Source organism: Pararhizobium sp. DWP3-4, assembly GCF_049898205.1.
Lineage (GTDB): Bacteria > Pseudomonadota > Alphaproteobacteria > Rhizobiales > Rhizobiaceae > Pararhizobium.
This window is the reverse complement of the sequence record NZ_JAFCXF010000002.1, coordinates 248407-275219: the sequence shown is the minus strand read 5'-3', so window position 1 is coordinate 275219 and position 26813 is coordinate 248407. Positions and strand designations below refer to the sequence as shown.

28 protein-coding genes are annotated in these 26813 nt (G+C 60.4%); 20 read left to right on the top strand and 8 right to left on the bottom strand.

All coding sequences use genetic code 11. From position 1 onward, the window contains the following. Positions 1-19 precede the first annotated feature (19 nt). The 10 genes from ACP7E6_RS06510 (at position 20) to ACP7E6_RS06465 (ending at position 11825) form a co-directional block, all read left to right on the top strand. A complete protein-coding gene (locus ACP7E6_RS06510) occupies positions 20-2416 on the top strand; it encodes a methyl-accepting chemotaxis protein (RefSeq protein ID WP_426228920.1) in 2397 nt (798 codons plus the stop codon). A 487-nt stretch (positions 2417-2903) separates the two neighbouring features. Beyond that, a complete protein-coding gene (gene apbC / locus ACP7E6_RS06505) occupies positions 2904-4112 on the top strand; it encodes an iron-sulfur cluster carrier protein ApbC (protein WP_426228919.1) in 1209 nt (402 codons plus the stop codon). A gap of 418 nt (positions 4113-4530) precedes the next feature. After that, positions 4531-5508, top strand: a complete 978-nt coding sequence (locus ACP7E6_RS06500) for a magnesium transporter CorA family protein (protein WP_426228918.1) — start codon at positions 4531-4533, stop codon at positions 5506-5508. A gap of 17 nt (positions 5509-5525) precedes the next feature. After that, a complete protein-coding gene (locus tag ACP7E6_RS06495) occupies positions 5526-7427 on the top strand; it encodes a potassium transporter Kup (protein ID WP_426228917.1) in 1902 nt (633 codons plus the stop codon). A 249-nt stretch (positions 7428-7676) separates the two neighbouring features. Then, positions 7677-8855 (top strand): cell wall hydrolase, encoded by a 1179-nt coding sequence (locus ACP7E6_RS06490; protein ID WP_426228916.1) that lies wholly within the window; start codon positions 7677-7679, stop codon positions 8853-8855. 289 nt (positions 8856-9144) lie between these two features. Beyond that, positions 9145-9510 carry an AtpZ/AtpI family protein gene (locus ACP7E6_RS06485; RefSeq protein WP_426228915.1) on the top strand — a complete coding sequence of 122 codons (366 nt, stop codon included), beginning with the start codon at positions 9145-9147 and terminating at the stop codon, positions 9508-9510. A 63-nt stretch (positions 9511-9573) separates the two neighbouring features. After that, positions 9574-10335, top strand: a complete 762-nt coding sequence (locus ACP7E6_RS06480; RefSeq protein ID WP_426125166.1) for a F0F1 ATP synthase subunit A — start codon at positions 9574-9576, stop codon at positions 10333-10335. An 82-nt stretch (positions 10336-10417) separates the two neighbouring features. Further along, positions 10418-10645: a F0F1 ATP synthase subunit C gene (locus ACP7E6_RS06475; protein WP_056332699.1), complete on the top strand. Its 228-nt coding sequence runs from the start codon at positions 10418-10420 to the stop codon at positions 10643-10645. Positions 10646-10717: 72 nt separating this feature from the next. Then, complete coding sequence (locus tag ACP7E6_RS06470) at positions 10718-11323, top strand: F0F1 ATP synthase subunit B (protein ID WP_426125163.1); 606 nt, start codon at positions 10718-10720, stop codon at positions 11321-11323. A gap of 10 nt (positions 11324-11333) precedes the next feature. Then, on the top strand, positions 11334-11825 hold the full coding sequence (locus tag ACP7E6_RS06465) for a F0F1 ATP synthase subunit B (RefSeq protein WP_426125161.1): 492 nt from the start codon (positions 11334-11336) through the stop codon (positions 11823-11825). 174 nt (positions 11826-11999) lie between these two features. Here the strand turns inward: ACP7E6_RS06465 and ACP7E6_RS06460 are convergent, their stop codons facing one another. The 3 genes from ACP7E6_RS06460 to ACP7E6_RS06450 all read right to left on the bottom strand — a co-directional run bounded on the left by ACP7E6_RS06460 (position 12000) and on the right by ACP7E6_RS06450 (position 14506). Beyond that, positions 12000-12311: a hypothetical protein gene (locus ACP7E6_RS06460; protein WP_426228914.1), complete on the bottom strand. Its 312-nt coding sequence runs from the start codon at positions 12309-12311 to the stop codon at positions 12000-12002. A gap of 203 nt (positions 12312-12514) precedes the next feature. Beyond that, complete coding sequence (locus ACP7E6_RS06455) at positions 12515-13198, bottom strand: ribonuclease HII (protein WP_426228913.1); 684 nt, start codon at positions 13196-13198, stop codon at positions 12515-12517. A 150-nt stretch (positions 13199-13348) separates the two neighbouring features. After that, the gene (locus ACP7E6_RS06450; protein ID WP_426125155.1) at positions 13349-14506 is read right to left on the bottom strand and encodes a PA0069 family radical SAM protein; all 1158 of its coding nucleotides are present in this window, start codon (positions 14504-14506) and stop codon (positions 13349-13351) included. A 228-nt stretch (positions 14507-14734) separates the two neighbouring features. Here ACP7E6_RS06450 and ACP7E6_RS06445 point away from each other — a divergent pair, with 228 nt between their 5' ends. Then, on the top strand, positions 14735-15271 hold the full coding sequence (locus ACP7E6_RS06445; RefSeq protein ID WP_426229429.1) for a glycosyl transferase: 537 nt from the start codon (positions 14735-14737) through the stop codon (positions 15269-15271). A gap of 312 nt (positions 15272-15583) precedes the next feature. Here ACP7E6_RS06445 and moaB read toward each other — a convergent pair whose 3' ends face one another. The 4 genes from moaB to ACP7E6_RS06425 all read right to left on the bottom strand — a co-directional run bounded on the left by moaB (position 15584) and on the right by ACP7E6_RS06425 (position 20171). Continuing rightward, the gene (moaB, locus tag ACP7E6_RS06440; protein ID WP_426228912.1) at positions 15584-16126 is read right to left on the bottom strand and encodes a molybdenum cofactor biosynthesis protein B; all 543 of its coding nucleotides are present in this window, start codon (positions 16124-16126) and stop codon (positions 15584-15586) included. Continuing rightward, on the bottom strand, positions 16113-17045 hold the full coding sequence (locus tag ACP7E6_RS06435; RefSeq protein WP_426228911.1) for a 4-(cytidine 5'-diphospho)-2-C-methyl-D-erythritol kinase: 933 nt from the start codon (positions 17043-17045) through the stop codon (positions 16113-16115). The genes moaB and ACP7E6_RS06435 overlap by 14 nt, the downstream gene beginning before the upstream one ends. A 12-nt stretch (positions 17046-17057) precedes the next feature. After that, positions 17058-18887, bottom strand: coding sequence for a tetratricopeptide repeat protein (locus ACP7E6_RS06430; RefSeq protein WP_426228910.1), 1830 nt, complete (start codon positions 18885-18887; stop codon positions 17058-17060). A 267-nt stretch (positions 18888-19154) separates the two neighbouring features. After that, positions 19155-20171: a polyprenyl synthetase family protein gene (locus ACP7E6_RS06425; RefSeq protein ID WP_426229428.1), complete on the bottom strand. Its 1017-nt coding sequence runs from the start codon at positions 20169-20171 to the stop codon at positions 19155-19157. 109 nt (positions 20172-20280) lie between these two features. On the opposite strand from ACP7E6_RS06425, the gene ACP7E6_RS06420 reads away from it, so the two are divergent. From ACP7E6_RS06420 to ACP7E6_RS06385, 8 genes are all read left to right on the top strand, one after another. After that, positions 20281-20502 (top strand): DUF2007 domain-containing protein, encoded by a 222-nt coding sequence (locus ACP7E6_RS06420; RefSeq protein WP_426228909.1) that lies wholly within the window; start codon positions 20281-20283, stop codon positions 20500-20502. Between the two features lie 223 nt (positions 20503-20725). Further along, complete coding sequence (locus ACP7E6_RS06415; RefSeq protein WP_426228908.1) at positions 20726-21496, top strand: tRNA1(Val) (adenine(37)-N6)-methyltransferase; 771 nt, start codon at positions 20726-20728, stop codon at positions 21494-21496. Between the two features lie 94 nt (positions 21497-21590). After that, a complete protein-coding gene (locus tag ACP7E6_RS06410; protein ID WP_426228907.1) occupies positions 21591-22457 on the top strand; it encodes a S49 family peptidase in 867 nt (288 codons plus the stop codon). Between the two features lie 27 nt (positions 22458-22484). Next, complete coding sequence (locus ACP7E6_RS06405; protein WP_426228906.1) at positions 22485-22673, top strand: hypothetical protein; 189 nt, start codon at positions 22485-22487, stop codon at positions 22671-22673. 75 nt (positions 22674-22748) lie between these two features. Further along, positions 22749-22979: an AbrB/MazE/SpoVT family DNA-binding domain-containing protein gene (locus ACP7E6_RS06400; RefSeq protein ID WP_426228905.1), complete on the top strand. Its 231-nt coding sequence runs from the start codon at positions 22749-22751 to the stop codon at positions 22977-22979. Beyond that, on the top strand, positions 22976-23386 hold the full coding sequence (locus ACP7E6_RS06395) for a PIN domain-containing protein (RefSeq protein ID WP_426228904.1): 411 nt from the start codon (positions 22976-22978) through the stop codon (positions 23384-23386). The genes ACP7E6_RS06400 and ACP7E6_RS06395 overlap by 4 nt, the downstream gene beginning before the upstream one ends. A gap of 101 nt (positions 23387-23487) precedes the next feature. Further along, positions 23488-24450 (top strand): glycine--tRNA ligase subunit alpha, encoded by a 963-nt coding sequence (locus ACP7E6_RS06390; RefSeq protein ID WP_426228903.1) that lies wholly within the window; start codon positions 23488-23490, stop codon positions 24448-24450. A gap of 253 nt (positions 24451-24703) precedes the next feature. Then, entirely contained in the window at positions 24704-25690 is a 987-nt protein-coding gene (locus tag ACP7E6_RS06385; protein ID WP_426228902.1) for a GGDEF domain-containing protein, read from the top strand. Between the two features lie 82 nt (positions 25691-25772). Here ACP7E6_RS06385 and ACP7E6_RS06380 read toward each other — a convergent pair whose 3' ends face one another. After that, positions 25773-25970, bottom strand: a complete 198-nt coding sequence (locus ACP7E6_RS06380) for a hypothetical protein (RefSeq protein WP_426228901.1) — start codon at positions 25968-25970, stop codon at positions 25773-25775. 201 nt (positions 25971-26171) lie between these two features. Here ACP7E6_RS06380 and ACP7E6_RS06375 point away from each other — a divergent pair, with 201 nt between their 5' ends. Then, positions 26172-26720: a LemA family protein gene (locus tag ACP7E6_RS06375; protein ID WP_426228900.1), complete on the top strand. Its 549-nt coding sequence runs from the start codon at positions 26172-26174 to the stop codon at positions 26718-26720. Positions 26721-26813: the final 93 nt, after the last annotated feature.

Sequence of the window (26813 nt, the reverse complement as noted above, 5' to 3'; positions counted from 1 at the left end):
GCGCTTGCGAGGATACGAGATGCTGTTCAAGACTGCGACCTCCCGTAATATATTCTCCGTGGTGGCGACCGGGCTCTTTGCCACGGTGGTGACTGCGGGCACACTGTTCTGGATCTCCTATTCCGAAGTCAAACGTCGCAGCGTCGACGAAATGAACGCCGCCGCCGCGCTGACCGCCGCCGATCTGAAATCGCAGCTGACCCAGGGCCTGCAGCTCGTCGCGACCTTCCAGAGCGTTTTTTCAGCGCTTGAAACATCCGGGGCGGCAAACCGCACCTCGGCCGATGCGATGATGCGAAAGGCTCTTCAGGACAGTCCCTTCGCGCTCGGTGTCTGGAGCGGCTGGGAGCCGAACGCTTTCGACGGCAAGGACGCGGATTATGTCAACAAGCCGGGACATGACGCGACCGGTCGTTATGTTCCTTACTGGGTTCGTGCGGGTGGCAAGATCGATGTGACGCCGCTCACCGACTACGACAAGCCTGGGCCGGGCGATTACTACCAGCTGCCGTTCAAGGCACAGAAGATGGTGGTGATCGAACCCTACAAATACGTGGTCGACGGCAAGGACGTGATGATGACCACACTGGTCGGTCCCGTCACCGTTGATGGCAAGCCACTCGGCGTCACCGGTATCGACATTGCGCTCGACAGCCTGACATCGAAACTCGCCGGCATGAAGCCGCTCGGCGATGGAAATGTCGCGCTTGTCTCGCAAGGCGGACATTTCCTCAGTCACGTCAACGCCGACAATCTCGGCAAGGCATTCAAGGATAGCAGCGTCGATGCTGCCGCGTGGCAGCAGATGATTGACAACCCAGGCAAGCCGGTCGAGGTCGCCGGCGAGGATGGGACGGACTTCCTTTCCGTGGCCGTTCCCGTCCAGCTATTGCCGGATACCGCCTGGTACGCAATCGTCTCCGTGCCGAAATCGACAGTCTTTGCCTATCTGACGCGCATGGCCTGGATTTCCGTCATCATCATCGGTGTCGCCTCGGTACTGCTGGTGCTGCTTGGTGTCTTGATCTCCAACCGCTTCCGCCGCCGCCTCGAAGCCATCGTCAATGCCACCGGCGAAATCGCCAGGGGCAATACCGGTATCGTCATTGGCGATGCCGAGCGCAATGACGAAATCGGCGACATGGCCCGCTCGCTTGCCATCCTGCGCGACGCGACGATCGCCAAGCAGCGCCTTGAGGCCGAAGCCGCAGAAACCCGTACGCTCAGCGAGGAAGAACGCCAGCGCCGCGCCGCAGAGACGCAGGAAAACGAGCGCCAGATGCGCTTTGCCGTCACCGAACTCGGCACCGGCCTGCAGCGGCTGGCCGACGGCGACGTCACGTTCCGCCTGATGACGCCGTTCATCGGCTCGCTTGACGCGCTGCGCGAAGACTTCAACAGCTCGATGACCACCCTGCAGCAGACCCTGCAGTCGGTCGGCAATAATGCGCTCGGCATTCAGGCCGGATCGGCCGAAATCCGTTCCTCGGCCGACGATCTGGCCAAGCGCACCGAACAGCAGGCTGCCTCCGTCGAGGAAACCGCCGCAGCGCTCGACCAGATCACCGCCTCGGTGCGGGACTCCACCGTGCGTGCCGAAGAGGCCGGCCAGCTGGTCGCCAAGGCAAAATCGGGTGCACAGACATCGAGCGCCGTCGTCAAGAGTGCCATCGATGCCGTCGGCCAGATTGAAACGTCGTCGCAGGAAATCTCGAGCATCATCGGCGTCATCGACGAAATCGCCTTCCAGACCAACCTGCTGGCCCTCAACGCCGGTGTCGAAGCCGCGCGTGCCGGCGATGCAGGCAAGGGCTTTGCCGTCGTTGCCCAGGAAGTGCGTGAACTCGCCCAGCGTTCGGCCAATGCGGCCAAGGAAATCAAGGCTTTGATTTCGAAATCCGGTCAGCAGGTCAAGACCGGCGTCGAACTGGTCGGCCAGGCCGGCAAGGCGCTGGAAGTGATCGTCCACGAGGTCGATGAAATCAACCTGCGTGTCTCCTCGATCGTCGAGGCGGCCCGCGAACAGTCGATCGGCCTCAACGACATCAACCGCGCCGTCAACGTCATGGATCAGGGCACGCAGCAGAATGCGGCCATGGTCGAGGAATCGACCGCTGCCAGCCACACGCTTGCCGCCGAAGCCTCGGCGCTGACGACGCTGCTGTCGAACTTCCAGCTTGGCGAGGTGTCACAGGCGAGCCTGCACCGTGCTGCGGCCGATACCGGATCGCACCGGGCACCCGCCGCTCCCGTCCGCAGTTCCTCCCTGTCAAAGCCGGGCATCCGGCCGGCCTCGGTGACGACACCGGCTGTCCAGTCGCCCGCCCGCTCGCTCGGCCAGAAACTTGCCGGTGCGTTCCAGGGACATGGTGGCGCCGCTGCTGCACCGGCCAATGACGGCTGGGACGAATTTTGAGCAAGAACAAGGGCGCCGCCTGGCGGCGCCCTTCTGCCAACGTCCTTGTCGCAAAATCCGGCAATGCCGCAAGCTGTGCAACGCAACTGCACAATAACTAGCCGGATTTGATGTTGCGCCGCACTGGCGCCGATCGCCAAACGCCGGTTTTCAACGGCTTTCCCAAACTGGCACGGTTCCTGCTTTGTAAAAGGCATGTCCAGAGGGGACTATAATAAGGACTGCGCCCAAGAAGGTCGCGACAGACAAGGCCGCTTTCAGCCAAAGGTGATCCCGGATGTACGGACACCACACGGCAGAGAGCGGCCTTTTCTTTTGTTCCGGTTTTTCTGACCCGCCTCATTGGCGAAACACTCCGGCTCGATTATCTAATAGCCAGTCCCGATGGTCGGTTTTCCAGTGGCGGGACTGGTATGAATGACAGTGCAGAAACGCATGGCAGAGACAGCAGGGCAAACCAGCCGCGCTGGCGGCAGGAGTGAATGACATGACCGACGTGACCAAGGAACAGGTTCTCGACAAGCTCAGAGGCGTTCGAGGACCGGATATGGACGGCAATATCGTCGATATGGGCTTGGTCTCCGATGTCTTCATTTCCGATTCCAAGGTCTATTTCTCGATTACCGTCCCGGCCGAGCGGGCGCGCGAACTCGATCCCTTGCGTGCCGCCGCCGAACGGGTGGTCAAGGATATCCCGGGCGTCAAGGGCGCCATGGTGGCGCTGACGGCCGACAAGAAAGGCGCCTCGTCTTCCGCGCCGGTCCAGCGTCCCGCTGCCGCGCCATCCAAGCCGGGCCATTCGCATGCCGGCCATTCCCATACGGGCCACAGTCACTCACCGGCTGCCGCCGCGGCCGCCCCGCGTACACCCACAGCTGCGGCAAAAGCCGGGATTCCGGGCGTGGGCGCAATTATCGCTGTTGCCTCCGGCAAGGGTGGAGTCGGCAAGTCGACCACATCCGTCAACCTCGCCCTGGCGCTGAAGGCCAATGGTCTGCGCGTCGGCATTCTCGATGCCGATATCTATGGCCCGTCGATGCCGCGCCTGTTGAAGATTTCCGGACGGCCGCAGCAGATCGAAGGCCGGATGATCCGGCCGATGGAAAATTACGGTCTGAAGGTCATGTCGATGGGCTTCCTCGTCGATGAGGAAGTCGCGATGATCTGGCGTGGGCCGATGATCCAGTCGGCATTGTTGCAGATGCTGCGCGAAGTCGCCTGGGGCGATCTCGACGTGCTCGTCGTCGACATGCCGCCGGGGACGGGCGACGCCCAGCTGACCATGGCGCAGCAGGTGCCGCTGGCCGGTGCCGTCATCGTCTCGACGCCGCAGGACCTGGCGCTGATCGATGCGCGCAAGGGACTGGCGATGTTCCGCAAGGTCGAGGTGCCGGTCCTCGGCATCGTCGAAAACATGAGCTATTTCATCGCTCCCGATACCGGCAATCGCTACGACATCTTCGGCCATGGCGGCGCCCGCAAGGAGGCCGAGCGGATCGGCGTGCCGTTCCTTGGCGAAGTGCCCTTGACCATGGGTATCCGCGAGACCTCCGATGCAGGCACGCCGGTTGTTGCGTCCGAGCCCGACAGCGAGATCGCCCGCGTCTATCGCGAGATCGCCAGGAAGGTCTGGGAGCAGGTCGGCGCCCATCAGGGAGACAAGGCCCGCACCATGCCGAACATCGTGTTCGAGTGAGCCGCGAGGAAAGCGGGAAGTCGCTGATATCTGCCGCGCGGGCTGCGGAAAACCCGACCCGAAAAGGGCGGCTGTTGACATTCGGGCGGCGAGCGTCGTTAAGTCTTTAGGCGACATTGTGGCGCTTTGCCACTTTCTGCATTGATTTTGAGCGTGCCTTGTTCCATATGCCTCCCCGCATCCGCAAGGCTGCACCAGCGGTGCTGCCCTCCGTCGGGCTCCGCATGACTGTGATGACCGTTTGAGGGTTTGTCGTAAACGACGAGAGTTTCCATATGGATCTGCCGCGCGCAGCTTTGATGTTATACGGCCGGCCGGTTCCGGTTCGCCATAGTCCAGCTCCTGTTACCGTCCGTCGCCACCGCGATGCGGTGATAGCCTGCGTCTGCGCCGGTGGCGCCCGCACAAGGTCCGCAGCATGATCACTGCCTATCGTGACAATGGGCAAGCCGTGGTTATCAGCGCGGTGCAGCCTCCCACGTCCCTGCCGTCCGATGTGGTCTGGATCGACATGCTGCGTCCGGACAAGGCCGAAGATCTTCTGGTTGAGGGGTTCCTCGGCATCGACGTGCCGACCCGCGACGACCTGAAGGACATCGAGCCCTCCAGCCGTCTCTACACCGCCAAGGATGCTGTTTTCATGACGGCATCGCTGGTTTGCAAGGCTGAAGGCGGACATCCGGAGCTGGCCGATATCGCCTTCGTTCTGACCAAGGGCCTGTTGATCACCATCCGTTATGACGAGCCCAAGGCATTCGATCTGTTCACGGCCGCGATGCACCGCATTCCCGGCGGGTGCGCGACCGGAACGGTCCTGGTGACGCGGCTTTTCGAAACCATCGTCGATCGCACCGCCGAGATTCTCGAGATCGCCGTTGCCCGGATCGATGGCTTGTCACTGCAGGTGTTCGGTGATCGGCCCGTCGGCAAGCGCCGCCCGCCGCATTATCTCGAAGCCAAGCTGATGGACGTGGCGTCGCATCACCGGCTGGTGGCGAAGACCCGCGACAGCCTTGCGTCGCTCTCCCGCGTCCTGACATTTCTCTATACCGTCCCGGCTGTTCAAGAGAACAAGGAGACCAAGGAGCTCTGTCGGACAATTTCGCGCGATATCCAGTCGCTGTCGGAGCATGCCTCGTTCATTTCGGGAAACATCACTTTCCTCTTGGATGCATCCCTTGGGCTGATCAACGTCGAACAGAACGCCATCATCAAGATTTTCTCGATTGCAGCGGTCGTCTTTCTGCCCCCGACCCTCGTCGCTTCGCTCTACGGCATGAACTTCGACTTCATGCCTGAACTGAAATGGGCGTTCGGTTATCCCATGGCCGTGATCGGCATGGTGATTTCGGCCATCGTCCCCTACTATTTCTTTCGCTGGAAAGGCTGGCTCTGAGAGCCCGAAATATTCAGATGTCTCATTCTGCAGCTAAACCGGAGACGCGCGACAAGGAAATACGGAAGCTTCTGGCTCTGTCCCTTGGTTCGATCGGTGTTGTCTATGGCGATATCGGTACCAGCCCGCTTTACGCGTTTCGTGAAGCCCTGCGCCCGGTTTCCGCTGATGGCGTGACCCGTCTTGAGATCATCGGGTTGATCTCGCTGATGATCTGGACGCTGACCATCATCGTCACCCTGAAATACGTGCTGTTCCTGCTGCGGGCCGACAACAATGGCGAGGGCGGTACGCTGTCGCTGCTGGCGCTCTTGATGAAATATTCCAGCAAGCGCGCCAACCGGCTGTTCTTCCTCGGCATCGCCGGTGCTGCCTTGTTCATCGGCGATGCGATCATCGCGCCCGCCCTGTCCGTACTCTCGGCGGTCGAAGGCCTGAAACTGGTGACGCCGGCGCTGTCGCCCTATGTGGTGCCGATCTCGGTGGTCATCCTGCTCCTGCTCTTTGCCGTGCAATCGCGCGGCACGGCGGCGGTCTCGAAATTCTTCGGCCCGATCATGGCTTTGTGGTTCATCGTGCTGGCGGTTGCCGGCATCAGCCACATTACCGATGACTACGGCATTCTCGCCGCGTTCAATCCCTATTATGCCGTTCATTTCCTATTTCATGCCGGTTATGTCGGCATTGTCGTGCTCGGCGCCGTCTTCCTGACGGTCACGGGTGCCGAGGCGCTTTACGCCGATCTCGGCCATTTCGGCCGCAAGCCTATCCAGTGGGCGTGGATCGGCCTCGTCTTTCCGGCGCTGGCATTGAACTATCTGGGGCAGGGCGCTCTCGTCCTGAAGCATCCGGAAGCGATGTCCGATCCGTTCTACCTGATGTTCCCGGAATGGGCCTTGCTGCCGGTGGTCATCCTTGCCACCTGTGCCACGATCATCGCCGCCCAGGCCGTCATCACGGGTGCCTTCTCGCTGACGCGCCAGGCGATCCATCTCGGCTTCCTGCCGCGCATGGCGATCTTTCATACGTCGGAAACCCAGACCGGCCAGATCTATCTTCCCAATGTCAACATGCTGCTGATGTTCGGCGTCATGCTGCTGGTGTTCGTCTTCGGCTCGTCCGAATCGCTCGCCACCGCCTATGGTATCTCCGTCACCGGCGCGATGGTCGTCGATACGTTCCTCGCCTACGAGTTCGTGCGGGTGCGCTGGCGGTGGCCGCTCTATCTGGCGATCGGCACCCTGCTGCCGCTGCTCATGCTGGAATTGATCTTCTTCGGCGCCAACATGTTGAAGATCCATGACGGCGGTTACGTGCCGGTGCTGATCGCCGCAGCGATCATCGTCATCATGTGGACATGGCGGCGCGGCACCAAGATCCTGCACGACAAGACGCGGCATACCGACATTCCGCTCGCCTCCTTCGTCAAGTCGATCGAGCGCAAGAGCGAACATGCGCCTGTGTCGGTGCCGGGAACGGCGATCTTCCTGACCAGCGATCCGGAATCGACGCCGGCAGCGCTCTTACACAATATCAAGCACAACCACGTGCTGCACGCGCAGAACTTCATCCTGACGATCCGCACGTTGAACACACCGGTGGTGCCCAAGGACCAGCGTGTCACGGCAAGCAGCCTGTCGGAGCGCTTCAGCCTCTTGGAAATGCGCTTCGGCTATATGGAAACCCAGAACGTCTCGCAGGCGCTCGGCCTGTTCCGCAAGACCGGGTTGAAGTTCGACATCATGTCGACCTCGTTCTATCTGGGACGGCGCAAGCTGGTTCCGGATGCGCAATCGGGCATGCCGCACTGGCAGGACAGGCTGTTCATCGGCCTTGCCAATGCCGCCATCGACCCATCCGACTATTTCCGCCTGCCGACCAATCGCGTGGTGGAACTGGGCTCGCACGTCATCATCTGATTGCAAGCAGAATTCCAAAACGCCTCCTGCGCCTTGGCCGGGAGGCGTTTTGCGTTCAGCCCCCGCATTCCAGGCCGGCGTCATTAACCAACCATCAAGGTTAATGCTTCATTGTCAGGGCAGTTGAAGCGGTAAACACGTGATTGAACGCGATGTCACCGCTCGTCCGATTCACTTCCGCGGGGATAGACGGTCCGGGTATTTTTGCCGGATGGAGACCCGCGTCTGTCAGTGCGTGGAGTACGGTTGGTGCGTAAGAGTAAAGTGTTGCGTTTTCCGTCCGGTTTGCCGTCCGCGCGCTGGACTGCCCCCTTGATGCTGGGCATCGGTCTGTTCGTCGGGTTTCCCTCGGTCGCTGCCCATTCCGATCTTGCCACCTTCCTCTCCGGCATCAATCGCGGCGGCGAACGCTGGCGCATGCACATGACCCGCTCGCCGGCAGGCTCGCTGCACGAGGTCGAGATGGTCTTCAACGATCCGGTCGTCACCGGCGCGATCGGCGATGGGGCAGGGATCGACATGCCGGATGGTGGCAAGGTCTCCCTGAGCGCCGAGCAGAAACAGGCCGATCCGCGCACCGACGAAGACCGTGTCAACCGCAAGGACAAGAAGGGCCGCATCATTGCCGTTGCGCCCGTCACGCCGCCGAAGGATTTTACCGCAGGCTCGATCCTGCAGCGTACCAGCTCGCTGACCGATCCTTTGTTCGATGCGGCGGAGCGGATGGTGTTTTCCAAGTCCAAGATCCAGGGCAAGGAAATCAAGATTGCCACGGCCTTCTACAAGAAGAAGGCTCCGAAGATCGATCCGGGCATGTCGCCGATGCTGGCCAGCCTGGTGACCAACCAGTCTGCCGATATTCTTGCCACCGCCTACGCACCCGCTGAGCCCGACTATTCTCGGCAGTCGCCGTTCGATTCGATCCTGCGGGAAAACAAGACCGGTGGCCGTTTCATTCCCGATATCGCCCCGGAAGATCACGCCTGGGCTGCCAATCCGCTGCCTGCCTCGGTCTTTTCTGAAGCCGAACAGAAATGCCTGACCTCGGGCATCTATTTCGAATCGCGCGGCGAAACGCTGAAAGGCCAGGCGGCCGTCGCCCAGGTCATTCTCAACCGCGTCCGCAATCCGGCCTATCCGTCGACGGTCTGCGGTGTCGTCTATCAGAACAAGGGTTGGTACAATCGGTGCCAGTTCTCGTTTGCCTGCGATCGCATTCCCGACATCGTCTGGTCGCGCTCCGCCTGGGCGACCGCCAAGGAAATCGCCCTGGCTGTGACTGCCGGCAAGATCTGGTTCCCCGAAGTCGGCTCCGCGACGCATTATCATGCGACCTATGTGAAGCCTGACTGGGGTCCGACGATGAAGCGGGTCTCCAAGATCGGCAAGCATATCTTCTACCGCACCTATGGCGGCGGCTGGAGCTGATGGCCAGCCAAGCGGCTGAGGCCGGGCGCACCATTCCTGTGATGGTCCGGCAAAGCCTCAAGTGATTCCCGGCGAATCCGGCCAAGTCTTCGCTTTCATCGACTAAATCAATGTTTTTATTCAATAATATTGTGCCCTAACAAGGGCTTCAGGTGCCTTGACTATGCAGGCCCCTAAAACTATGTTGCGGCCGACTTCAGAACGGGCCGAGCGGTGGCTTCAAATCCGGCCTTTGTGTGACCAAGCTCATGGTTTATCACCGTGACGGTAGCAAAAGGGAGGACGCCACATGACGGAGAACCGGAAAGAGGGTCTGGAAGATCGGCTGAAACGCCTCGGGTCCGAGCTGTCTGAAAAGCGCAAGGAAGACCCGAAATACGCTGCGGATGAAGCGCGCGCTGCGCAGAACCGCAAGGGCTATCAGGTCGCTATCAAGCTTTCGAGCGAATTTGTGGCGGCGATCATTGTCGGTGCACTTCTGGGCTATCTTTTGGACCATTTTGCGGGTACAGCGCCGTGGGGGATGATTGTGCTTCTCCTGCTTGGTTTTTGTGCCGGTGTGCTGAACGTGCTGCGTTCGGCGGGCATGGTGGCAGCGCCTCACCCGGCAGATACGCTGGGCAAGGGCATCAAGAACAAGAGTGACGACGCGTAAACACGCTGTTGTCGCAGGTTGAAATATCCGCCCCTTGGCGGTTTGTAACGAGAGAGAGCGGCTGTGGCAGGCGATAAGGTAGATCCGGTACACCAGTTTGTGGTCAACAAGATCATTCCGATCGAAATTGGCGGTATTGATTTCTCTTTCACCAATGCCTCTCTGTTCATGGTGGCAACGCTCGCCGTGGCCACGGCATTCCTCTATTTCACGACGTCGACGCGCAGTCTGGTTCCCGGCCGCATGCAGTCCGTCTCCGAGATTTCCTATGAATTCATCGCCTCGATGCTGCGCGAAGGCGCCGGCTCCCACGGCATGAAATTCTTCCCGATGGTGTTCTCGCTGTTCATGTTCATCCTGACAGCGAACATGCTCGGCATGGTTCCCTACTTTTTCACCGTTACCAGCCAGATCGTCGTGACCTTTGCGCTTGCGCTCTTCGTCATCGGCACTGTTCTCGTCTACGGTTTCTATAAGCACGGCCTTGGCTTCCTCAATGTGTTCGTGCCCTCTGGCGTACCCGGTATCCTTCTGCCTTTGGTTATTGCAATCGAAGTGATCTCCTTCCTGTCCCGTCCGATCAGCCTTTCGGTTCGTCTCTTTGCGAACATGCTGGCCGGCCACATCACGCTGAAAGTGTTCGCAGGCTTCGTCGCCTCGCTCGGAACCCTCGGCGCGCTGGGCATCGGTGGTGCGATCCTTCCGCTCATCATGACCGTGGCCCTTACGGGCCTCGAATTCCTCGTGTCCTTCCTCCAGGCCTATGTCTTTGCGGTGCTGACTTGCATGTACCTCAACGACGCAGTGCATCCGGGCGGACACTAAGGAATAAAGTCGTGGGCCTGGCCGGTTTCGACCGGCCAAGGCACCAAAATTAGCCGCAACAACCATTTCGAAGGAGAAAATCATGGAAGCGGAAGCAGCAAAGTACATCGGCGCAGGTCTCGCTTGCCTCGGTATGGCCGGCACGGCTCTCGGCCTCGGCAACATTTTCGGTAGCTACCTGTCGGGCGCCCTGCGCAACCCGTCGGCAGCAGACAGCCAGTTCGGCCGTCTCGTATTCGGCTTCGCCGTTACGGAAGCTCTGGGCATCTTCTCGCTGCTCGTAGCTCTGCTTCTCCTTTTCGCCGTCTAAGTTCGGCTTGAAGGCAGGGCCGCGGTTTCAAGTCGCGGCCCGCATCTTTTCTGAGTGCACCTGGAGGTGAGCATGTTTGTGACCGCGGCATACGCCCAGTCAACCACCACCGAAGGCGCAGAGACCCACGACGCCGCTGCCGGCGAGGTCCACACCGAAACCGGTGTAGCCCATGAAGGCGGACATGGCTCGGGAGTGTTCCCGCCCTTCGATACTTCGACATTCGCATCGCAGCTTCTCTGGCTGGCGATTACCTTCGGTCTTTTCTACCTTCTGATGTCGAAGGTCGTCATGCCGCGAATCGGCAGCATTCTTGAGACGCGTAACGACACGATCGCACGCGACCTCGACGATGCCGCCCGCTCGAAGGCAGAGGCGGATGCAGCCATTGCTGCCTACGAACAGGAACTGGCCGCTGCCAAGGCCAAGGGCAACGCGATCGCATCGACTGCGCGCGAAGCTGCAAAGGCAAAGGCTACTGCCGATCGCACTGCGGTCGAAGTCAGCCTGAACAACAAGATTTCCGCTGCCGAAGCCCGTATCGCCGATATCAAGACGAAGGCCCTGGCCGACGTTGGTGCGATCGCTGAGGAAACTGCGGCCGCCGTCGTCGAGCAGTTGATCGGCGGCAAGGTATCGAAGGCCGAGATCGCATCCGCGGTCAAAGCGGCGAAGTAAGGAGAGCATCATGGATTTGACCTCACTGGCCACATTCTGGGCCACAGTCGGCTTGGTGCTTTTCCTCGCTCTCATCGTGTACCTGAAGGTTCCGGGCATGCTGGCAAAGTCGCTCGACGAGCGCGCTGGCCGCATCACCAACGAACTGGCGGAAGCCAAGCGCCTGCGCGCAGAAGCGCAAGCGCTGCTCGTCGAATACCAGCGCAAGCGCAAGGAAGCCGAAGCGGAAGCTGCCAACATCGTTGCCGCTGCTGAACGCGAAGCTGAAATGCTGACTGCCGAAGCCAAGCAGAAGACCGACGAATTCGTCGCTCGCCGCACGGCTCTGTCGGAACAGAAGATCAAGCAGGCCGAGACCGACGCCATCAACTCGGTTCGTGCCACCGCCGTCGATATCGCCATCGCTGCTGCCGAAAGCGTCATCACGGCAAAGTCGGATGCGGCAACCCAGGCCGCCCTGTTCGCCAAGGCGATCGGCGACGTGAAGACGCGCCTGAACTGAACGACTGCATCATAAAGATTTGAAAAGGCTGGCGCGCGCCGGCCTTTTTTGTGCCTGCCTTTTTTGCGAAGTGCCGCCTGCCGGGAAAGATGTGCCTGTGACGGGGGGCTGAAGAGAGCCGGTATGTGTCTCTCGTCCAGCAAAAGCCATCGGCAGCCGGATGCGCCCAGCTTTTTAGTTGCTGGTACTCGCAGTCGGCGCCATGGTCAGGCAGGCCTGTTCGAACTCCTGCATCGTCTCTGCGCTGTTATCACTGGGCAGGACTGCGTCGGTTGCCATATTGCCCGCATCATCCGGCGTCCCGTCGTCGTAGACGAACGACTGGATGTAATAGGCAAGCCCGCCCTTCCAGACCTTGCGGCCATCGATATCCTTGCAGCTATAGGCGGTCTGAAGATCCGATTGCAATGCGTCCGCAGTCGGCTCTTGCGCAGCGGGAACGCTGGTCGCTGTTGTGGCGGCGAGGAAGATCAAGCCAATAAACACGGTTTAAAACCTTTCGAGGGAATCGCGGGTGCATGTAGCTTTTGATTCTATAACCCGTCCGCCTGGCTGTTTGTTACCGGGGGCGCGCCGCGCACAAGAAAAACCGCAGCTGTGCTTTTGACGTCAATGACAAAAAGGGAAACGCAGGGCGCAGGCCCTTGTTCCAAGCCCTTGCTCCAAGACTGCGCCAGTCGTCTCAAGGCTCAGCCCGGCAATTCCTCGTCCGTTGTTTCAACGCCGTCCTGCCGCAATGGCCGGAAGCTCATCCGGTGCAGCGGGCAGGGGCCATGATCGTCGATGGCGCTGCGGTGGCGCCGTGTCGCATAGCCGGCATGGGTGGAAAACCCATAGGCGGGAAAAACCAGATGGGCGCGGGTCATCATCCGGTCGCGCGAAACCTTGGCAATGATCGAGGCCGCCGCGATCGACAGCGAGCGGGCATCGCCTTTGACGACCGCCTTGCCTACACAGGCAAGCCCAGGGGGTATGTCGCGGCCATCCGCCAGCACCAGGGCCGGCGCCACGCAAAGGCCAAAGACTGCCCGCCGCATGGCATCGAGGCTCGCCTTGCGGATATCCGTGTCATCGATCCTGGCAGCAGCAGACGAGGCGATGGAGACGATGGAGGACGACAGGATGAGATCGAACAATTCCTCGCGTCGGGCGATCGACAGCTGCTTGCTGTCGTTCAAGCCGTCCGGAATGTTGTCGGGATCGAGAATGACGGCAGCGGCAACGACGGGGCCGGCCAACGGGCCGCGTCCGGCCTCATCGGTGCCTGCGACCGGCCAAAGCCCATCGCGGCGCCCGGCCAGCTCGAAGCTGAAGTCGGGACCTTCAATAGTGTCGAAAAGAAAGGGGGAATCGGGCGGTGTGCGTCGTGACATGCGGCGAAACTCGCACACAAGCCCGATTCCCTGCAAGTCCTTCGGCAATGAGGCGGTTGCCGCAGGATGACCGCTGCTGCCTCGGGGCAGGAAACAGCATCGGTATTGCGATTTCCGGGATCGATCCCGGAAAAACCCTTGAGCGTTGCGTTAGAGCAGCGACAGCTGAACGCCGGTCCCGAGTGGCGGAACGAAAAGATCGCAGTTCAGCGGGCGCCTCGTGACATTCAGTTCCAGCCGCTTTGCCGCCAGCTCGAAACGGCGGCCGATCTGCCAGGCATAGGGACCGGCACCCTTCATGCGCTTGCCGAACTCGGCATCGTAATCCTTGCCGCCGCGCATCGAGCGGACCAGCGACATGACGTGGCGGTAGCGATCCGGATAGTTGCGCAGCAGCCAGTCGCGAAACAGCGGGCTGACTTCGAGCGGCAGGCGCAGCAGCACGTAGCTCGCATGCGTCGCACCGGCCGTCTTGCCCGCGTCCAGCACCCGTTCGATCTCATGGTCGTTGAGAGCCGGGATGACTGGTGCCATCATCACCGTTGCCGGAATGCCGGCCTCCGTCAGCGCCTTGATCGCTTCCAGCCGCTTGGACGGTGTCGAGGCCCGTGGTTCCATCAGTCGGGCAAGCTTGCGGTCGAGCGTCGTCACCGACAGGCCGACCTTGGCGAGACCCTTTTCCGCCATCGGCGCCAGGATATCGATATCGCGCATGACCATCGCCGATTTGGTGACGATCATGACAGGATGATCGGCTCCTTTGAGAACCTCAAGGATCTGGCGCATGATCCGCCATTCCTTCTCGATCGGCTGGTAGGGGTCGGTATTGGTGCCGATGGCGATCGGGCGCACCTTGTAGCCGGGCTTGGCCAGCTCCCGCTCCAGAAGCTTTGCGGCATCCGGCTTGGCAAACAGCTTTGCCTCGAAATCGAGCCCCGGCGACAGTCCCATATAGGCATGGGTCGGGCGGGCGAAGCAATAGATGCAGCCGTGCTCGCATCCCCGGTAAGGATTGACGGAACGGTCGAAGGGAATGTCGGGCGAATCGTTGCGGCTGATGATCGAGCGGGGCTTTTCGATCTGAACTTCGGTCTTGAAGACCGGCAGATCCTCCAGGGAATCCCAGCCGTCATCCTCGAGTTGCCGCGATAGGGGTTCGAACCGCCCGGACGAATTGATCGCAGCACCCCGGCCGCGCCGCCGGTCGATCTCGATGCGCAGCCCGGAGCTGGCAATCATCGCTTCGGCCATATCTGCCGTATTGGCAGGCGCCAAAGCACCCTGCCTGATCTGAGACAGCTCGTTCATGGGTTTCTCCGGAGGAATATCCTTGCAGACTTTTTAGTATCCTCTGATTATTTTCCTATCGCGAAAACGAGAACAATGCAAGAACAAAAATCGGAAAAAGCTGTTGATCTCGTTCTCCCGAGTGCCGCATCCTGCTTGGGCGCGCGCGCATTCATCATGAATCAAATGTTAATCGGCCGGAAACGAAGGGCTTGTGGAAATTCTGTGTGCAATGCGGTATGGACGGCGATGCTGACGATCATCACCGAAACCCGCGACAACGAGGCTGAACTTGCGCAGACGCTGTCGGCGCTTGTGGCGGGTGCCGTGGAAGGTCTGGTGAGCGACGTGATCGTTCTCGATCACGCATCGCAGGATGGCTCCAGCCGGGTGGCAGACGCTGCGGGTGCGCGTTTCTGCACCAGTTGGGACATGACGGATATCGTCCGTTCCGCGCGCGGCGATTGGCTGCTCTTGCTTGAAGCAGGTGCGCGGCCGGTAGGGCGATGGATCGACGACGTGGCGGAGTATATGTCGCTGAACAAGATGCCGGCGCGCTTTTCGCCCTCCCGGCAGTATCGCCGGCCGTTGCTGCAGCGCATCGTCGCCCGCCCGGCGCCGCTCGAGCTGGGGCTGCTGCTGTCGAAGCAACAGGCAGCGGTGATCGCCAAAACGTCCATGCAGCTTGGCGATTTTGCCAGCGGGCGAGCCGTACGCAAGCTTGGAAGCGAACTCGTGCCGGCCTGGGTGGCGATCGCCAACCGTCCGGGCGCGGAAACGCTGTAGCTGCAACTCGCCGCAAAAAGAGCAGGCCCTTTCGAACCTGCCCTGACGTCATTGAAAAATCGACCGTGAAAATGTCTTGCCGCGTAAAACCCAGCCACCGCGTCGTATCGCTTGGCGTGGCGGTTTTCAGTGCGTGAAATCCGCCTCGTTCATGCTGTCTGGATTGATCTGGAAACCGGACGCCGTCGATAGATAAGCCTGCATCCTGTCATCCTCGTTCCGTCTTTCGATGAGGACAGTTTTACACTGCCGCATCGTGGCGCGCTGTTACGAAAGGAACAGGGAAGATCGGGTTTATCTGAAACGGAGAGGTCAGCCGCGCTTCAGGTGTTCGTCCAGCCTTGGCATGATCTCGACGAAATTGCAGGGCATGTGCCGGTAGTCGAGTTGCTGCTTCAGGATGCCGTCCCAGGCATCCTTGCAGGCACCGGGGGAGCCGGGCAGCACGAAGATGAAGGTGGCGTTGGCGACGCCGCCGGTGGCGCGCGACTGGATCGTCGAGGTGCCGATCTTGTCATAGGAGATCCGGTGGAAGACCTCGGAAAAGCCGTCCATGCGCTTTTCGAACAAGGGCTCCAGCGCTTCCGGCGTCACGTCACGTCCGGTAAAGCCCGTGCCGCCGGTGGTGATCACCACGTCGATCGTGTCGGTGAGCGTCCAGGCCTTTACCTGTGCCGCAATTCTCTGCGTGTCATCCGGTACGATGGCACGGGCCTCAAGCCGGTGTCCTGCCTCGGTGATGCGGGCGGCCAGCGTGTCGCCGGACCGGTCGTCCGCCAGCGTGCGGGTATCGGAAACCGTCAGGACCGCGATGCCGACCGGAACGAAGGGTCTTGTCTCCTTACTCTCGGTCATCGTGGTCTTCCTCTCCATGGACGCTGTGGCAGGGCAGAACGTACCAGTTCGGGTTCTGCCTGGAAAGAACAGCCGCCGCCGCGTCGCGGGCTTCAGCGCTTGCATAAAGGCCAAAGCAAGAAGCGCCCGATCCGGACATCCGCACAAAGGAGGCGCCCGTCAGACCAAGCGCCTCGGAGACCGCTCCGATCTCCGGCTCAAGAGCGCGGGCAGGCGGCTCCAGATCGTTGCGCAGGTCTTTCAGAACATCGATCCAGCCATCACGCGGCGGCTTGCCCGGAGGCATCGAGAGCGGCGGCCTGGTCTTGTCCGTCAGCGATTTGAAAATCACCGGGGTCGAAACGGCCTTCAGCGGATTGACGATCAGCATCGGAAAAGATGGAAAATCCATCACCGTCCGGATGTCTTCACCTATGCCGCGCGCAACCAGCGGCCGGCCATAAAGGCACATCGGCACGTCGGCGCCCAGTTTCAGCGCTATTTGCTGCAGGCTGCTGCGATCGATGGAAGCCTGCCAGAGATCGAGCAAGCCAAGAAGTGCCGCCGCCGCATCCGCCGAGCCGCCGCCGATGCCGGAGGCGACCGGCAGGTTCTTTTCGAGGTGCAGATGGACCGGCGCGGCCTTGATGCCCTTTTCGTGGAGATGCGCGCGCAACAGGTCACGGGCCTTCAGCACCAGGTTTCTATACGACGCTTCCCCCGTGTTCGGCAGATCGGCGGCAAAGCGGCCGGAGAGGGTGAAGCGGTCTTCATTGGAAACGGAAAAGCCGATGCGGTCTCCCGCATCGGCAAAGGTCACGAGGCTTTCCAGCAGATGATAACCATCGGCCCGCTGGCCGACCACATGCAGAGCCAGATTGATTTTCGCCGGCGCTATGCGCGTCAGAGAAAATCCGAAAATGCCATCCTCAATGACCATTGAAAGGCAAGATCAGGATTTCTTGCCGGCAGCGACGTCCGGCGTCACCTTCTTCGGCTGAGTGTCGCCGGCTTCGGCGGCAGCCGGAACCTTGACTTCGACCGGCGGCAGGCCGCTTTCGATCTTCGCCTTGATCTTCGGAATTTCCGCTTCCTCGGGCTTCAGCGCCAGCGTCTGGTTCCACTGGAACACCGCTTCCAGCTTGCGGCCGACGCGCCAGTACGCATCGCCGAGATGATCATTGATAGTGGCATCGCCGGCCATCAGTTCGACCGCGCGCTCCAGTTCGCCAACGGCGTCATCGAAACGGCCCATCCGGAAATAGGCCCAGCCGAGCGAATCGACGATGTAACCGTCATCCGGCTTCAGATCGACGGCCTTGCGGATCATGCCGAGGCCTTCGTCGAGGTTGATGTTCATATCCACCCAGGAATAGCCGAGATAGTTCAAGACCTGCGGCTGGTCGGGGTTGAGGTCCAGCGCCTTCTTGAAGCTCGGCTCGGCCTTGTCCCACATTTTCTGGCGCTCATAGGCAATGCCGCGCTGGAAGAAGATCGTCCAATCGCTGCGCTGCGGAACCGGGCCGATCGCCTCGACGGCGCGGTCGTAGACCAGACCCATTTCCTTGTAGTCCTTGGCATCCGACAGCACGCTGCCATAGGCGAGGTAGCTGCGCACGTCCTTCGGATCAAGGTCGATCAATTCCTTCAGATGCTGCTTGGCCTCATCGACCTTGCCGATCGAGGCAAGGCTGAGCCCCAGCTGCATTTCCGACAGGCGCCGCATCGGCGAATTTTCCGGCACGCTCTTGTAGAGCGCGATGGCCCGCTCGGGCTTCTTCAGGTTTTCGGCGATGCCGCCGAGCATGACGAGGATATCGGCGCTTTCCGGATCCAGCGCCCGCGCCGTCTGCAGGTAGAGCGAAACGATGTCTTCCGCGCCGTCGCGGTTGAGCGCCGCACCGATCGAAAACAGAACGGCGGCCGCACCCTGGGTGGCGCTGCGGACCTGCTGTTCCTGCGGCTTGCCTTCTTCGATGCTGGTGCGCAATGCTTTCAGCGGTGCGTAATTGCTGATGAAGCCTTCGCCGACCGAAACCGCGTCGAGTGCCTTCTGCTTGTTGCCGTCGCGGGCCTCGAGTTTTGCCAGCGCAACGACGGCGCGCATGAAGGTGTCGGGGGCAGCGCTGCCGCCTTCGCGGTCAAGAACGGCATCATTCAGCTTGGAGCGGGCCGTGGACTTGTCGCCGGCGGCCAGCGCAATGGCGCCCTGGTGGTACGATTTGAAGATCCGGAACCATTCCGGTCCCTCCATCGCCTCGATCTCGGCGATCGCGTCCTTCGGCTTGCCTTCGCCGGCCTTCGCCCAGCCGAGCAACAGGCCGTTCATCAGCCGGTCGAGATCGTTCGGGCCTTCATAATTGAGGATTTTCTGCGCGTGGCGATATTCGCGCTTGCGGATCGCCTCGACGGCGCGGGTGATCGTGGTGATGCGCTCGACGGAACTGTCGGTCTTCAACTCTTCGGCAATCTTGGCGCCGCCGTCGAAATCGCCGTTCATCAGCGAGGTGATCATCAGGCGCTGCTTGACGTCGACATTGTCAGGTTCGAATTCGAGCGCCGTGCGATAGAGCTTGGTTGCCGTATCGAGATCGTGATCGACATCGGCCGTGCGGGCAGCGAGAAACGCGCCGGAGAAGCTGTTGACCGAATTCAGATCGAATGGCTTGCTTTCTTCGACCGCAGGCTTTTCCTCGGCAAAGCTCGTGGCTACGCCGGAAAACGACGCCAGGGCCAGGAAGGCAGCGCCGCTGAGCAGGCGAAGAAGGTGTTTTTGCCGCATGACAAGCCTTTCGTTACGAGCGGCGCCCCTTGGCGCCGACACCGGATTCGCGCGGAATCAGTCCCAAATCAATAACGCATAACCCGGCAAACCGGAATCGGTTTGAACGCAAGGCAAAACGCAATTCGACATACTGCCGTCAACTTCGGCTCACTCGATCGTGAGCGCCGCTCGACGGCAGCTGGAACATGGACGGATAGAATGGCTTTTTTGGCGCAGTGCGGCAAGAAATTCCTCGAAGCGACAGCCGATCCTTGCAACGGCGCGTCAGCTGACGCGGTCGATGCAGAAATCGATAACCTCGAGAAGCGCGTCCTTCCAAGGTGATTCGGGCAGCGGTGCCAGCGCATCGCGGGCAATCGTACCGTAATGCTGGGCCCGGGCGATGGTGTCGCTGAGGCCGCCGTAGCGGGTGATCAGGCCAAGCGCTTTTTCCAGGTTCTGGTCGCTGCTCTCACCGCCTTCGATGGCCTGCCGCCAGAAGCTGCGCTCCTCGGCCGTGCCGCGGCGATAGGAGAGAATGACGGGCAGGGTGATCTTGCCTTCGCGGAAATCGTCGCCGGTATTCTTGCCGAGATCGGCCGCCTTGCCGCCATAGTCGAGCACATCGTCGACCAGCTGGAAGGCGAGGCCGAGATTCATGCCGTAGGATTTCAGCGCGTTGCGGCTGGCCTTGTCGGTCTTGGCGACGATCGGGCCGACTTCGGACGCGGCTGCAAACAGGGCCGCTGTCTTGGCGCGGATGACGGACAGATAGTCGTCCTCCGTCGTCTCCATGTTCTTGGCGACGGACAGTTGCAGCACTTCGCCTTCGGCAATCACGGAAGCGGCTGTGGACAGCACGTCGAGCGCATCCAGCGAGCCGACATCGACCATCATGCGGAATGCCTGGCCGAGCAGGAAATCGCCGACAAGAACGCTGGCCTGGTTGCCCCAGATCATCCGTGCCGTCGATTTGCCGCGCCGCAGATCGCTTTCGTCGACCACGTCGTCATGCAGAAGCGTGGCCGTGTGCATGAACTCGACTGCGGTCGCAAGCTTGATATGGGCGTCGCCGGTAAAGCCGAACATGGCGGCCGAGGCCAGCGTCAGCATCGGGCGCAGGCGCTTGCCGCCGGAGGAGATCAGGTGGTTGGCCACCTCCGGGATCATCTGGACGTCGGATCCCGCCTTGGACAGGATCAGCTGATTAACGCGCTCCATGTCCGCCTTCGTCAGATCGACGAGCGGCTTGACCGATGCCTGTTTGTTTTTGCTGTCTTCCAGCGGTATCACTACGCCCAACACAAGGGACTCCTGTTCAAATTCCAGTTCGGACAATAGAAAGGGGGGCTTGTGGCGGCAAGAGGCGAATTGTCCCGCTTGCTCAAATAAGGCAGGAAAACGACCCGGAATGAAGGAATTGATCCGTACCAACGACGTCGTCGTGCTCTCGTTTGCCGAAAGTCTGATGAAGGATGCCGGCATCGGCTGCTTCATCGCCGATCAGGGCATGAGCATTCTTGAAGGGTCGCTCGGCCTGTTGCCCCGGCGTTTTCTGGTCGATGAGGACGATGCCGACGAGGCGCGGCAGGTGCTGATCGATGCCGGGCTCGAGGCGGAATTGCGGGATTAAGCGCAATCATGTCACTCGCGTCCAGTCACCCCCCTCTGTCAGCTTTGCTGACATCTCCCCCTCAAGGGGGGAGATCATTCTTTTCCCGCAGCAATCTGGAAATCAGGCAGGGTGAGGCGGGCTTGAGGTTTTTTGCGATCTCCCCCCTTGAGGGGGAGATGTCCCGGAGGGACAGAGGGGGGTATTGCTACCAAGAATGCAAACGTCTCCGGATGCTTCCCCTATGACCACCGAAACCATCGACAGCTTTCACCGCGGTCAATTTCAGGTGATCCAGCCGCTGGGGCAGGGACACCGCTCCGGCATGGATGCGATGCTGTTGGCCTCGCTGGTCGCTTCGGCAAGGCCCTGTCGTGTCGCCGATCTCGGTGCCGGTGCCGGTGCAGCCGGCTTTGCCGTTGCCTCGCGGCTGGACAATGCCGAAGTGCTACTGGTCGAGCGGTCGCCGTTGATGGCGGATTTTGCCAGGCGAAGCCTGGTACTTGCGGAAAACGCCCGTTTTACCAGCCGGATATCCGTTCTCGAAGCCGACGTATCGCTGACCGGCCGGGCAAGGGTTGCAGCCGGTCTTGCCGACAACAGTTTCGATCATGTCATCATGAACCCGCCCTTCAACGATGCCTCGGACCGCAAGACGCCGGATGCATTGAAGGCTGAGGCGCATGCGATGACGCAAGGCCTGTTCGACACCTGGATCAAGATGGCCTGCGCTATCGCACGGCCCAGCGGACAACTGTCTTTGATCGCCCGGCCGGAATCGATCGCCGAGATCATCTCCGCCTGCGGCCGCCGTTTCGGCGGCATCGAGATCACGCCCGTGCACCCGCGCGCCGGTGAAAATGCCGTTCGCATCCTAGTCACGGCGATCAAGCAAAGCCGCGCGCGGCTGACGCTGCGGGCGCCACTGATCGTGCATGAGGCAGAGACGCACAAGTTTGCCGCCGTTGTCGATGACATGAACAACGGCCGTACCGCCTATCACCGCAATCGATGATTTTCATCATGTGCCATTGTGTTTGCCGCGCCAATGCATACATGCCAACACGCATAATGATTGCCAATACGTACAATGAATGCAGGGAGTTCAGATGGCCGGACTGTTCAGGAAACTGTTGCCGAAGCGTTTTCGCAAGGACGGCGTGACGATCCCGGTCGTCCGGCTGCATGGTGCGATCATGGCGGGCGGCAGCCAGTTTCGCCCGGCACTCAATCTGGCGACGATCGCGCCGGTGCTTGAAAAAGCCTTTTCGATGAAGGACGCACCGGCCGTTGCCATCTCGATCAATTCTCCCGGCGGCTCGCCCGTCCAGTCGCGGCTGATCTATCAGCGTATCCGCGATCTGGCGGAGGACAAGAAGAAGCGCGTCATCATCTTCGTCGAGGATGTGGCGGCTTCCGGCGGCTATATGATCGCGCTGGCCGGCGACGAGATCATTGCCGACCCGACCTCGATCGTCGGTTCCATCGGCGTCGTGTCCGGCGGTTTCGGTTTTCCGGAACTGTTGAAGAAGATCGGTGTCGAGCGGCGGGTCTATACCGCCGGGTCCAACAAGGTGATGCTCGACCCATTCCAGCCGGAAAAGGAGAAGGATATCGAGTTCCTCAAAGGGCTGCAGCTCGAAATCCACGACATCTTCATCGGCATGGTCAAGGCGAGGCGCGGTCATCTTTTGGCCGATACGCCCGACATTTTCTCGGGCCTGTTCTGGACCGGCAAACGTGGTCAGGAGCTCGGACTTGTCGATAGCCTCGGCGACATGCGCGGCGAGATGACGAAGCGGTTCGGCGCAAAGACCCAGCTGCAACTGGTCTCCGCCTCGCGCGGCCTGTTCGGCCGCCGCCAGCCCGGTGCGGCGCTGGCAAGCGGCATGGCCGAGCATTTTGCGGTCTCCGCCGTTTCCGGCCTTGCCGAGGTTGCGGAAGAAAAGGCATTATGGGGCCGCTTTGGGCTTTGATAGTCTGACGGAAACGGGGGAGGGCGCATGCCGCAACTGATTATACTGCTGGTGTTTGCAGCCATCGCCTGGGTGGGCTACCGCAAATTCGTGGCCGACGCCGAAAAACTGAGCCGCCGCCAGCAGGAGACCCGCCGCCAGCAGGAAACCGGCACGCAAGGCACGCTGGTCAAGGACCCGGTGACGGGGGAGTATCGGCTGAAGAAGCCGGAGTGATGTTATTTTCGCGTTCTTTGAATTTTCGCACCGAGTATGATATACGTTCCCCAGCGTATATCATGGGGTTCTCCGATGCAGGTTTCGAAATGGGGAAACAGTCTCGCCATCCGCATTCCTTCTTCGGTGGTCGAGACCTTGCAGTTGAAAGAGGGCGATGAAGTGGCCGTCCGGATTGCGGGCGAGCGCGATTTCGAAATCGAACATGATCGAAGCCGAGAAAAGGCGCTTGCGCGTATCAAGGCTTTTGCCAAGCGCTTGCCAGCCGATTGGAAATTCGATCGTGACGAGGCGAACACACGGTGACCGCGCCGCTGCTTGACACAAATATCCTAGTTTACGCTTTCACCGATGATCCGCGCTCTGCTGTGGCGCAAGTACTCCTGTCAGAGCCGTTTATTTTGAGCGTTCAGGCATTGAACGAGTTTGCCAACGTCGCTCGGCGTAAACTGGGCATGAATTGGGTGGAAATCCGGCTTGCAATCGGTGATTTAAGCGCGCTTGCAGCGGCTATCGTGCCGATTGATAAGGAATGCAATTTGCTCGCGCTCGATCTTGCGGCACGCTATAATTTCTCGGTTTTCGATGCGTTGATGATTGCCACAGCCCTGCAGGCGGGCTCTGAACAATGCTTCTCAGAAGATATGCAACATGGTCTTATCGTTGACGATCGCCTCGCTATTTTCAATCCGTTCTCGAATCTCGAAAAGTGAGTGATTTCATCGTCCTTCCATTCGGTGTATTCTCCGCCCCTTGACCCTCCTCGCCCATCATGGCACCAGACAGCCAGATACCTTCAACCTGGACTGATGCCATGACCGCCGCCGCTCTCCCGGACCACATGAACCCCAAGCGCTCGTTCCAGGCGCTGATTCTGACGCTGCACGCTTACTGGGCGGACAAGGGATGCGCGGTTCTGCAGCCCTATGACATGGAAGTCGGCGCCGGTACCTTCCATCCGGCAACGACATTGCGGGCGCTTGGCCCCAAACCCTGGCGGGCAGCTTATGTGCAGCCATCACGCCGCCCGTCCGATGGGCGTTACGGCGAAAACCCCAACCGGTTGCAGCATTACTACCAGTACCAGGTCATCCTGAAGCCCAATCCGCCGAACCTGCAGGAGCTGTATCTCGGTTCGCTGGCGGCCATCGGCCTCGATCCGCTGTTGCACGACATCCGCTTCGTCGAGGATGACTGGGCAAGCCCGACGCTGGGCGCCTGGGGTCTCGGCTGGGAATGCTGGTGTGACGGCATGGAAGTCTCGCAGTTCACCTATTTCCAGCAGGTCTGCGGCATCGAATGCTCGCCTGTCTCGGGCGAACTCACCTACGGTCTGGAACGTCTCGCCATGTATGTCCAGGGTGTCGACAATGTCTACGACCTGAACTTCAACGGCCGCGAGGGCGACGAGAAGATCAGCTATGGCGATGTCTTCCTGCAGGCGGAACAGGAATATTCCCGGCACAATTTCGAATATGCCAACACGGCGATGCTGCAGCAGCATTTTGTCGATGCCGAGAAGGAGTGCATGGCGCTTCTGGCAGCCGGAGCACCCGATACCGGCGCCAACGCCATCCTGCACAAATGTGTGTTCCCGGCCTATGACCAGTGCATCAAGGCCAGCCACGTCTTCAACCTGCTGGATGCCCGCGGCGTGATTTCCGTGACCGAGCGCCAAAGCTACATTCTGCGCGTTCGCACGCTGGCGACGGCCTGCGGCGAGGCCTTCCTGCTGACGGACGCCGGTGGCATCAATCTGGCGAAAGACGCTGCCTAACCGTTGACCACAACACCAGGCTCACCCGGGCCTCTGCACAAAAGCGCGGGCATGGGGTGCAATCTGTCAGAGCGCAGCGGCCTCCTTGACACCTGTAATCATCGAACTGCAGTAAAAATACAAGCAGTGGATGATTTTTTCCGGAGCTCTCCTTATGGGGGCATAATCAATTCCCTCAGTGCATCGTGTTGTTCAGTAAGCGTTTAAGGAGTTTGTTCTAAGCTTTGTCCAGTGATTGAGTTCAGGACGCGCAATGGACGACGAGGATATTCTGCCCCCGGAAGTTTTGGCTTCGATGTTGATGCGAATGTTCGAGTTCGCACCGATCGCGATGGCGATTACCACCAGTGATACGAAGACGTCGAGCTACGCCAAGGTCAACGACGCCTATCTGAAGCTGACGGGTTTGAAATGGGAAAATATACGCGGCAGGAAGCTGACGTCGGATGGCGCCGCGATCGATAACCCGGCCCGCGATCGCCGCCACCGGCTGCTGGCGGAAGTGGGGTCCTACGAGCTTGAAGAGGTCGATCTCGTCTATGCCGACGGCACGATCATCCCGACGCTGATCTCGGCGCAGCGAACCCTTGTCGATGGCGTCTCCTTCGATGTCGAAGTTATCGTCGACGTATCGGCGCGTGTCAGGCAGCAGCGCGAAATCGAGAACGCCTTGCGGGCATCGGCACGCACCGACGCCCTGTCGGGTCTTCCCAACCGGGCCTGTTTCGACGAGGTGATTGTCGAAGCCGTGGCGCGCAGCATGTTGAACGACCGCAAGCTGGCGCTGGCCTTCATCGACCTCAACGGCTTCAAGATGGTCAACGATACGCTGGGGCATGCCGCCGGAGACGAGGTCTTGAGAACCATCGCCAGCCGCCTGCGCGAAAGCTTTCGCGCCACCGATTTCATCGCCAGAATTGGCGGCGATGAATTCGTCGTCCTGCTCGATATCGACCTGAAACTGGCCGCTGATGTGCAGCAGAATGTCCAGGATGCGATGGAGCGGGTTTTCAAGCCGATCGCCATAGAGGGCAAAGTGACCTATACCGGTGCTGCCGTCGGCGTTACCTTCCTGCAGCCGGACGATACCGTCGCATCCTTCGTCCGCCGGGCAGACGAATACATGTATATCGCCAAGACCAGCGAACAGCGCGTCGCCGTCGTCTGTTTCGGGCAGATCCTGGAAGAAGTCCTTTCCCCGGAAGACTCGGTGGAATGGGGAAAATTAGGCCGCTCCTAAAAGGGAAGTACGAAAGCTTTGGCGCTCTTATGCGCGGACATGTCGGCGAATACGGCTAAACGTCTGGCGCAGAAAACAATACTCAAATCAGACCGCGCTCATCAGCGCCAACCTGCCATGCCGGTTTCTCGGTCGCAAACGCGCCGGTCGAAAGCTGGCCGGCATAGGTCTGCAAGGCACGGCGGACGCCTGCCGGCTTTTCAACGGTACCAATGTTCGCATAGGCAAAGAACAAGGCCGAAAAGGCGATGACGTTGATGAGGGCGGCGAGCGTTTTCATGGGGGCGGTGCTTTGCGGGTTCGGCGTTGATCTGATGCCTCACTATCGATCAAGCGCCGCCGTCACACGGTTCCCGGAGGAACAGGCTGGTATGCATAAAACGGGAAAACCGGCAGGGTGAAGCGGGCGGTTGAAATTTGTCTTTCAACGGCGGCGTTCGATCCTTAAGCTGCGGCAAAATCGAGCGCGGAAGGAACCCCGATGATTACTCTGGCCATTGCTGCGGTCGTGATCCTCTACCTGATCTTTGTCTATAACGGCCTGGTCAAGGCGCGGCAGGTGAAGGAGGAAGCCTGGTCGGGTATCGACGTGCAGCTGAAGCGCCGCGCCGACCTGATCCCCAATCTGATCGAAACCGTCAAAGGCTATGCCGCCCACGAAAAGGGCACGTTGGAAGAGGTCATCGCACTTCGAAACAAGGCGCAGGCCCTGCCGGCCGGCGATGTTGCCGGACGCGCTGCAACCGAGGGCTTGCTGAGCCAGGCGCTTGGCAAACTGTTTGCGCTGGCGGAGGCCTATCCAGACCTCAAGGCCAACCAGAATTTCTCCGAACTGCAACAATCATTGGAGGAGATCGAAAGCGAAGTGCAGATGGCCCGCCGCTACTATAACGGTGCTGCGCGCGACTTGAACGTCAAGGTCGAAAGCTTCCCCTCGAATTTCATCGCCGGCCCCTTCGGTTTCACCAAAGCGGCCTTTTTCGAAATCACCAACGAGGCCGACCGCACTGTCCCGGTGGTGAAGTTTTGATCTAGCCCGGTCGGGCATTCCGTCGTAGACGGCTATCCACAATCGAGAGAGCGCACACAGCCACGGACTGGCGGTGCTGAAGGCATGAAGAGA

What these genes read in the sequence shown, in the direction of transcription:
- ACP7E6_RS06510 (WP_426228920.1), top strand. Translation starts at nt 20, where the DNA reads ATGCTGTTCAAGACTGCGACCTCCCGTAATATATTCTCCGTGGTGGCG.
- apbC (WP_426228919.1), top strand. Translation starts at nt 2,904, where the DNA reads ATGACCGACGTGACCAAGGAACAGGTTCTCGACAAGCTCAGAGGCGTT.
- ACP7E6_RS06500 (WP_426228918.1), top strand. Translation starts at nt 4,531, where the DNA reads ATGATCACTGCCTATCGTGACAATGGGCAAGCCGTGGTTATCAGCGCG.
- ACP7E6_RS06495 (WP_426228917.1), top strand. Translation starts at nt 5,526, where the DNA reads ATGTCTCATTCTGCAGCTAAACCGGAGACGCGCGACAAGGAAATACGG.
- ACP7E6_RS06485 (WP_426228915.1), top strand. Translation starts at nt 9,145, where the DNA reads ATGACGGAGAACCGGAAAGAGGGTCTGGAAGATCGGCTGAAACGCCTC.
- ACP7E6_RS06475 (WP_056332699.1), top strand. Translation starts at nt 10,418, where the DNA reads ATGGAAGCGGAAGCAGCAAAGTACATCGGCGCAGGTCTCGCTTGCCTC.
- ACP7E6_RS06470 (WP_426125163.1), top strand. Translation starts at nt 10,718, where the DNA reads ATGTTTGTGACCGCGGCATACGCCCAGTCAACCACCACCGAAGGCGCA.
- ACP7E6_RS06465 (WP_426125161.1), top strand. Translation starts at nt 11,334, where the DNA reads ATGGATTTGACCTCACTGGCCACATTCTGGGCCACAGTCGGCTTGGTG.
- ACP7E6_RS06455 (WP_426228913.1), bottom strand. Translation starts at nt 13,198, where the DNA reads ATGTCACGACGCACACCGCCCGATTCCCCCTTTCTTTTCGACACTATT.
- ACP7E6_RS06450 (WP_426125155.1), bottom strand. Translation starts at nt 14,506, where the DNA reads ATGAACGAGCTGTCTCAGATCAGGCAGGGTGCTTTGGCGCCTGCCAAT.
- ACP7E6_RS06445 (WP_426229429.1), top strand. Translation starts at nt 14,735, where the DNA reads ATGCTGACGATCATCACCGAAACCCGCGACAACGAGGCTGAACTTGCG.
- moaB (WP_426228912.1), bottom strand. Translation starts at nt 16,126, where the DNA reads ATGACCGAGAGTAAGGAGACAAGACCCTTCGTTCCGGTCGGCATCGCG.
- ACP7E6_RS06435 (WP_426228911.1), bottom strand. Translation starts at nt 17,045, where the DNA reads ATGGTCATTGAGGATGGCATTTTCGGATTTTCTCTGACGCGCATAGCG.
- ACP7E6_RS06430 (WP_426228910.1), bottom strand. Translation starts at nt 18,887, where the DNA reads ATGCGGCAAAAACACCTTCTTCGCCTGCTCAGCGGCGCTGCCTTCCTG.
- ACP7E6_RS06420 (WP_426228909.1), top strand. Translation starts at nt 20,281, where the DNA reads ATGAAGGAATTGATCCGTACCAACGACGTCGTCGTGCTCTCGTTTGCC.
- ACP7E6_RS06415 (WP_426228908.1), top strand. Translation starts at nt 20,726, where the DNA reads ATGACCACCGAAACCATCGACAGCTTTCACCGCGGTCAATTTCAGGTG.
- ACP7E6_RS06410 (WP_426228907.1), top strand. Translation starts at nt 21,591, where the DNA reads ATGGCCGGACTGTTCAGGAAACTGTTGCCGAAGCGTTTTCGCAAGGAC.
- ACP7E6_RS06405 (WP_426228906.1), top strand. Translation starts at nt 22,485, where the DNA reads ATGCCGCAACTGATTATACTGCTGGTGTTTGCAGCCATCGCCTGGGTG.
- ACP7E6_RS06400 (WP_426228905.1), top strand. Translation starts at nt 22,749, where the DNA reads ATGCAGGTTTCGAAATGGGGAAACAGTCTCGCCATCCGCATTCCTTCT.
- ACP7E6_RS06390 (WP_426228903.1), top strand. Translation starts at nt 23,488, where the DNA reads ATGACCGCCGCCGCTCTCCCGGACCACATGAACCCCAAGCGCTCGTTC.
- ACP7E6_RS06385 (WP_426228902.1), top strand. Translation starts at nt 24,704, where the DNA reads ATGGACGACGAGGATATTCTGCCCCCGGAAGTTTTGGCTTCGATGTTG.
- ACP7E6_RS06380 (WP_426228901.1), bottom strand. Translation starts at nt 25,970, where the DNA reads ATGAAAACGCTCGCCGCCCTCATCAACGTCATCGCCTTTTCGGCCTTG.
- ACP7E6_RS06375 (WP_426228900.1), top strand. Translation starts at nt 26,172, where the DNA reads ATGATTACTCTGGCCATTGCTGCGGTCGTGATCCTCTACCTGATCTTT.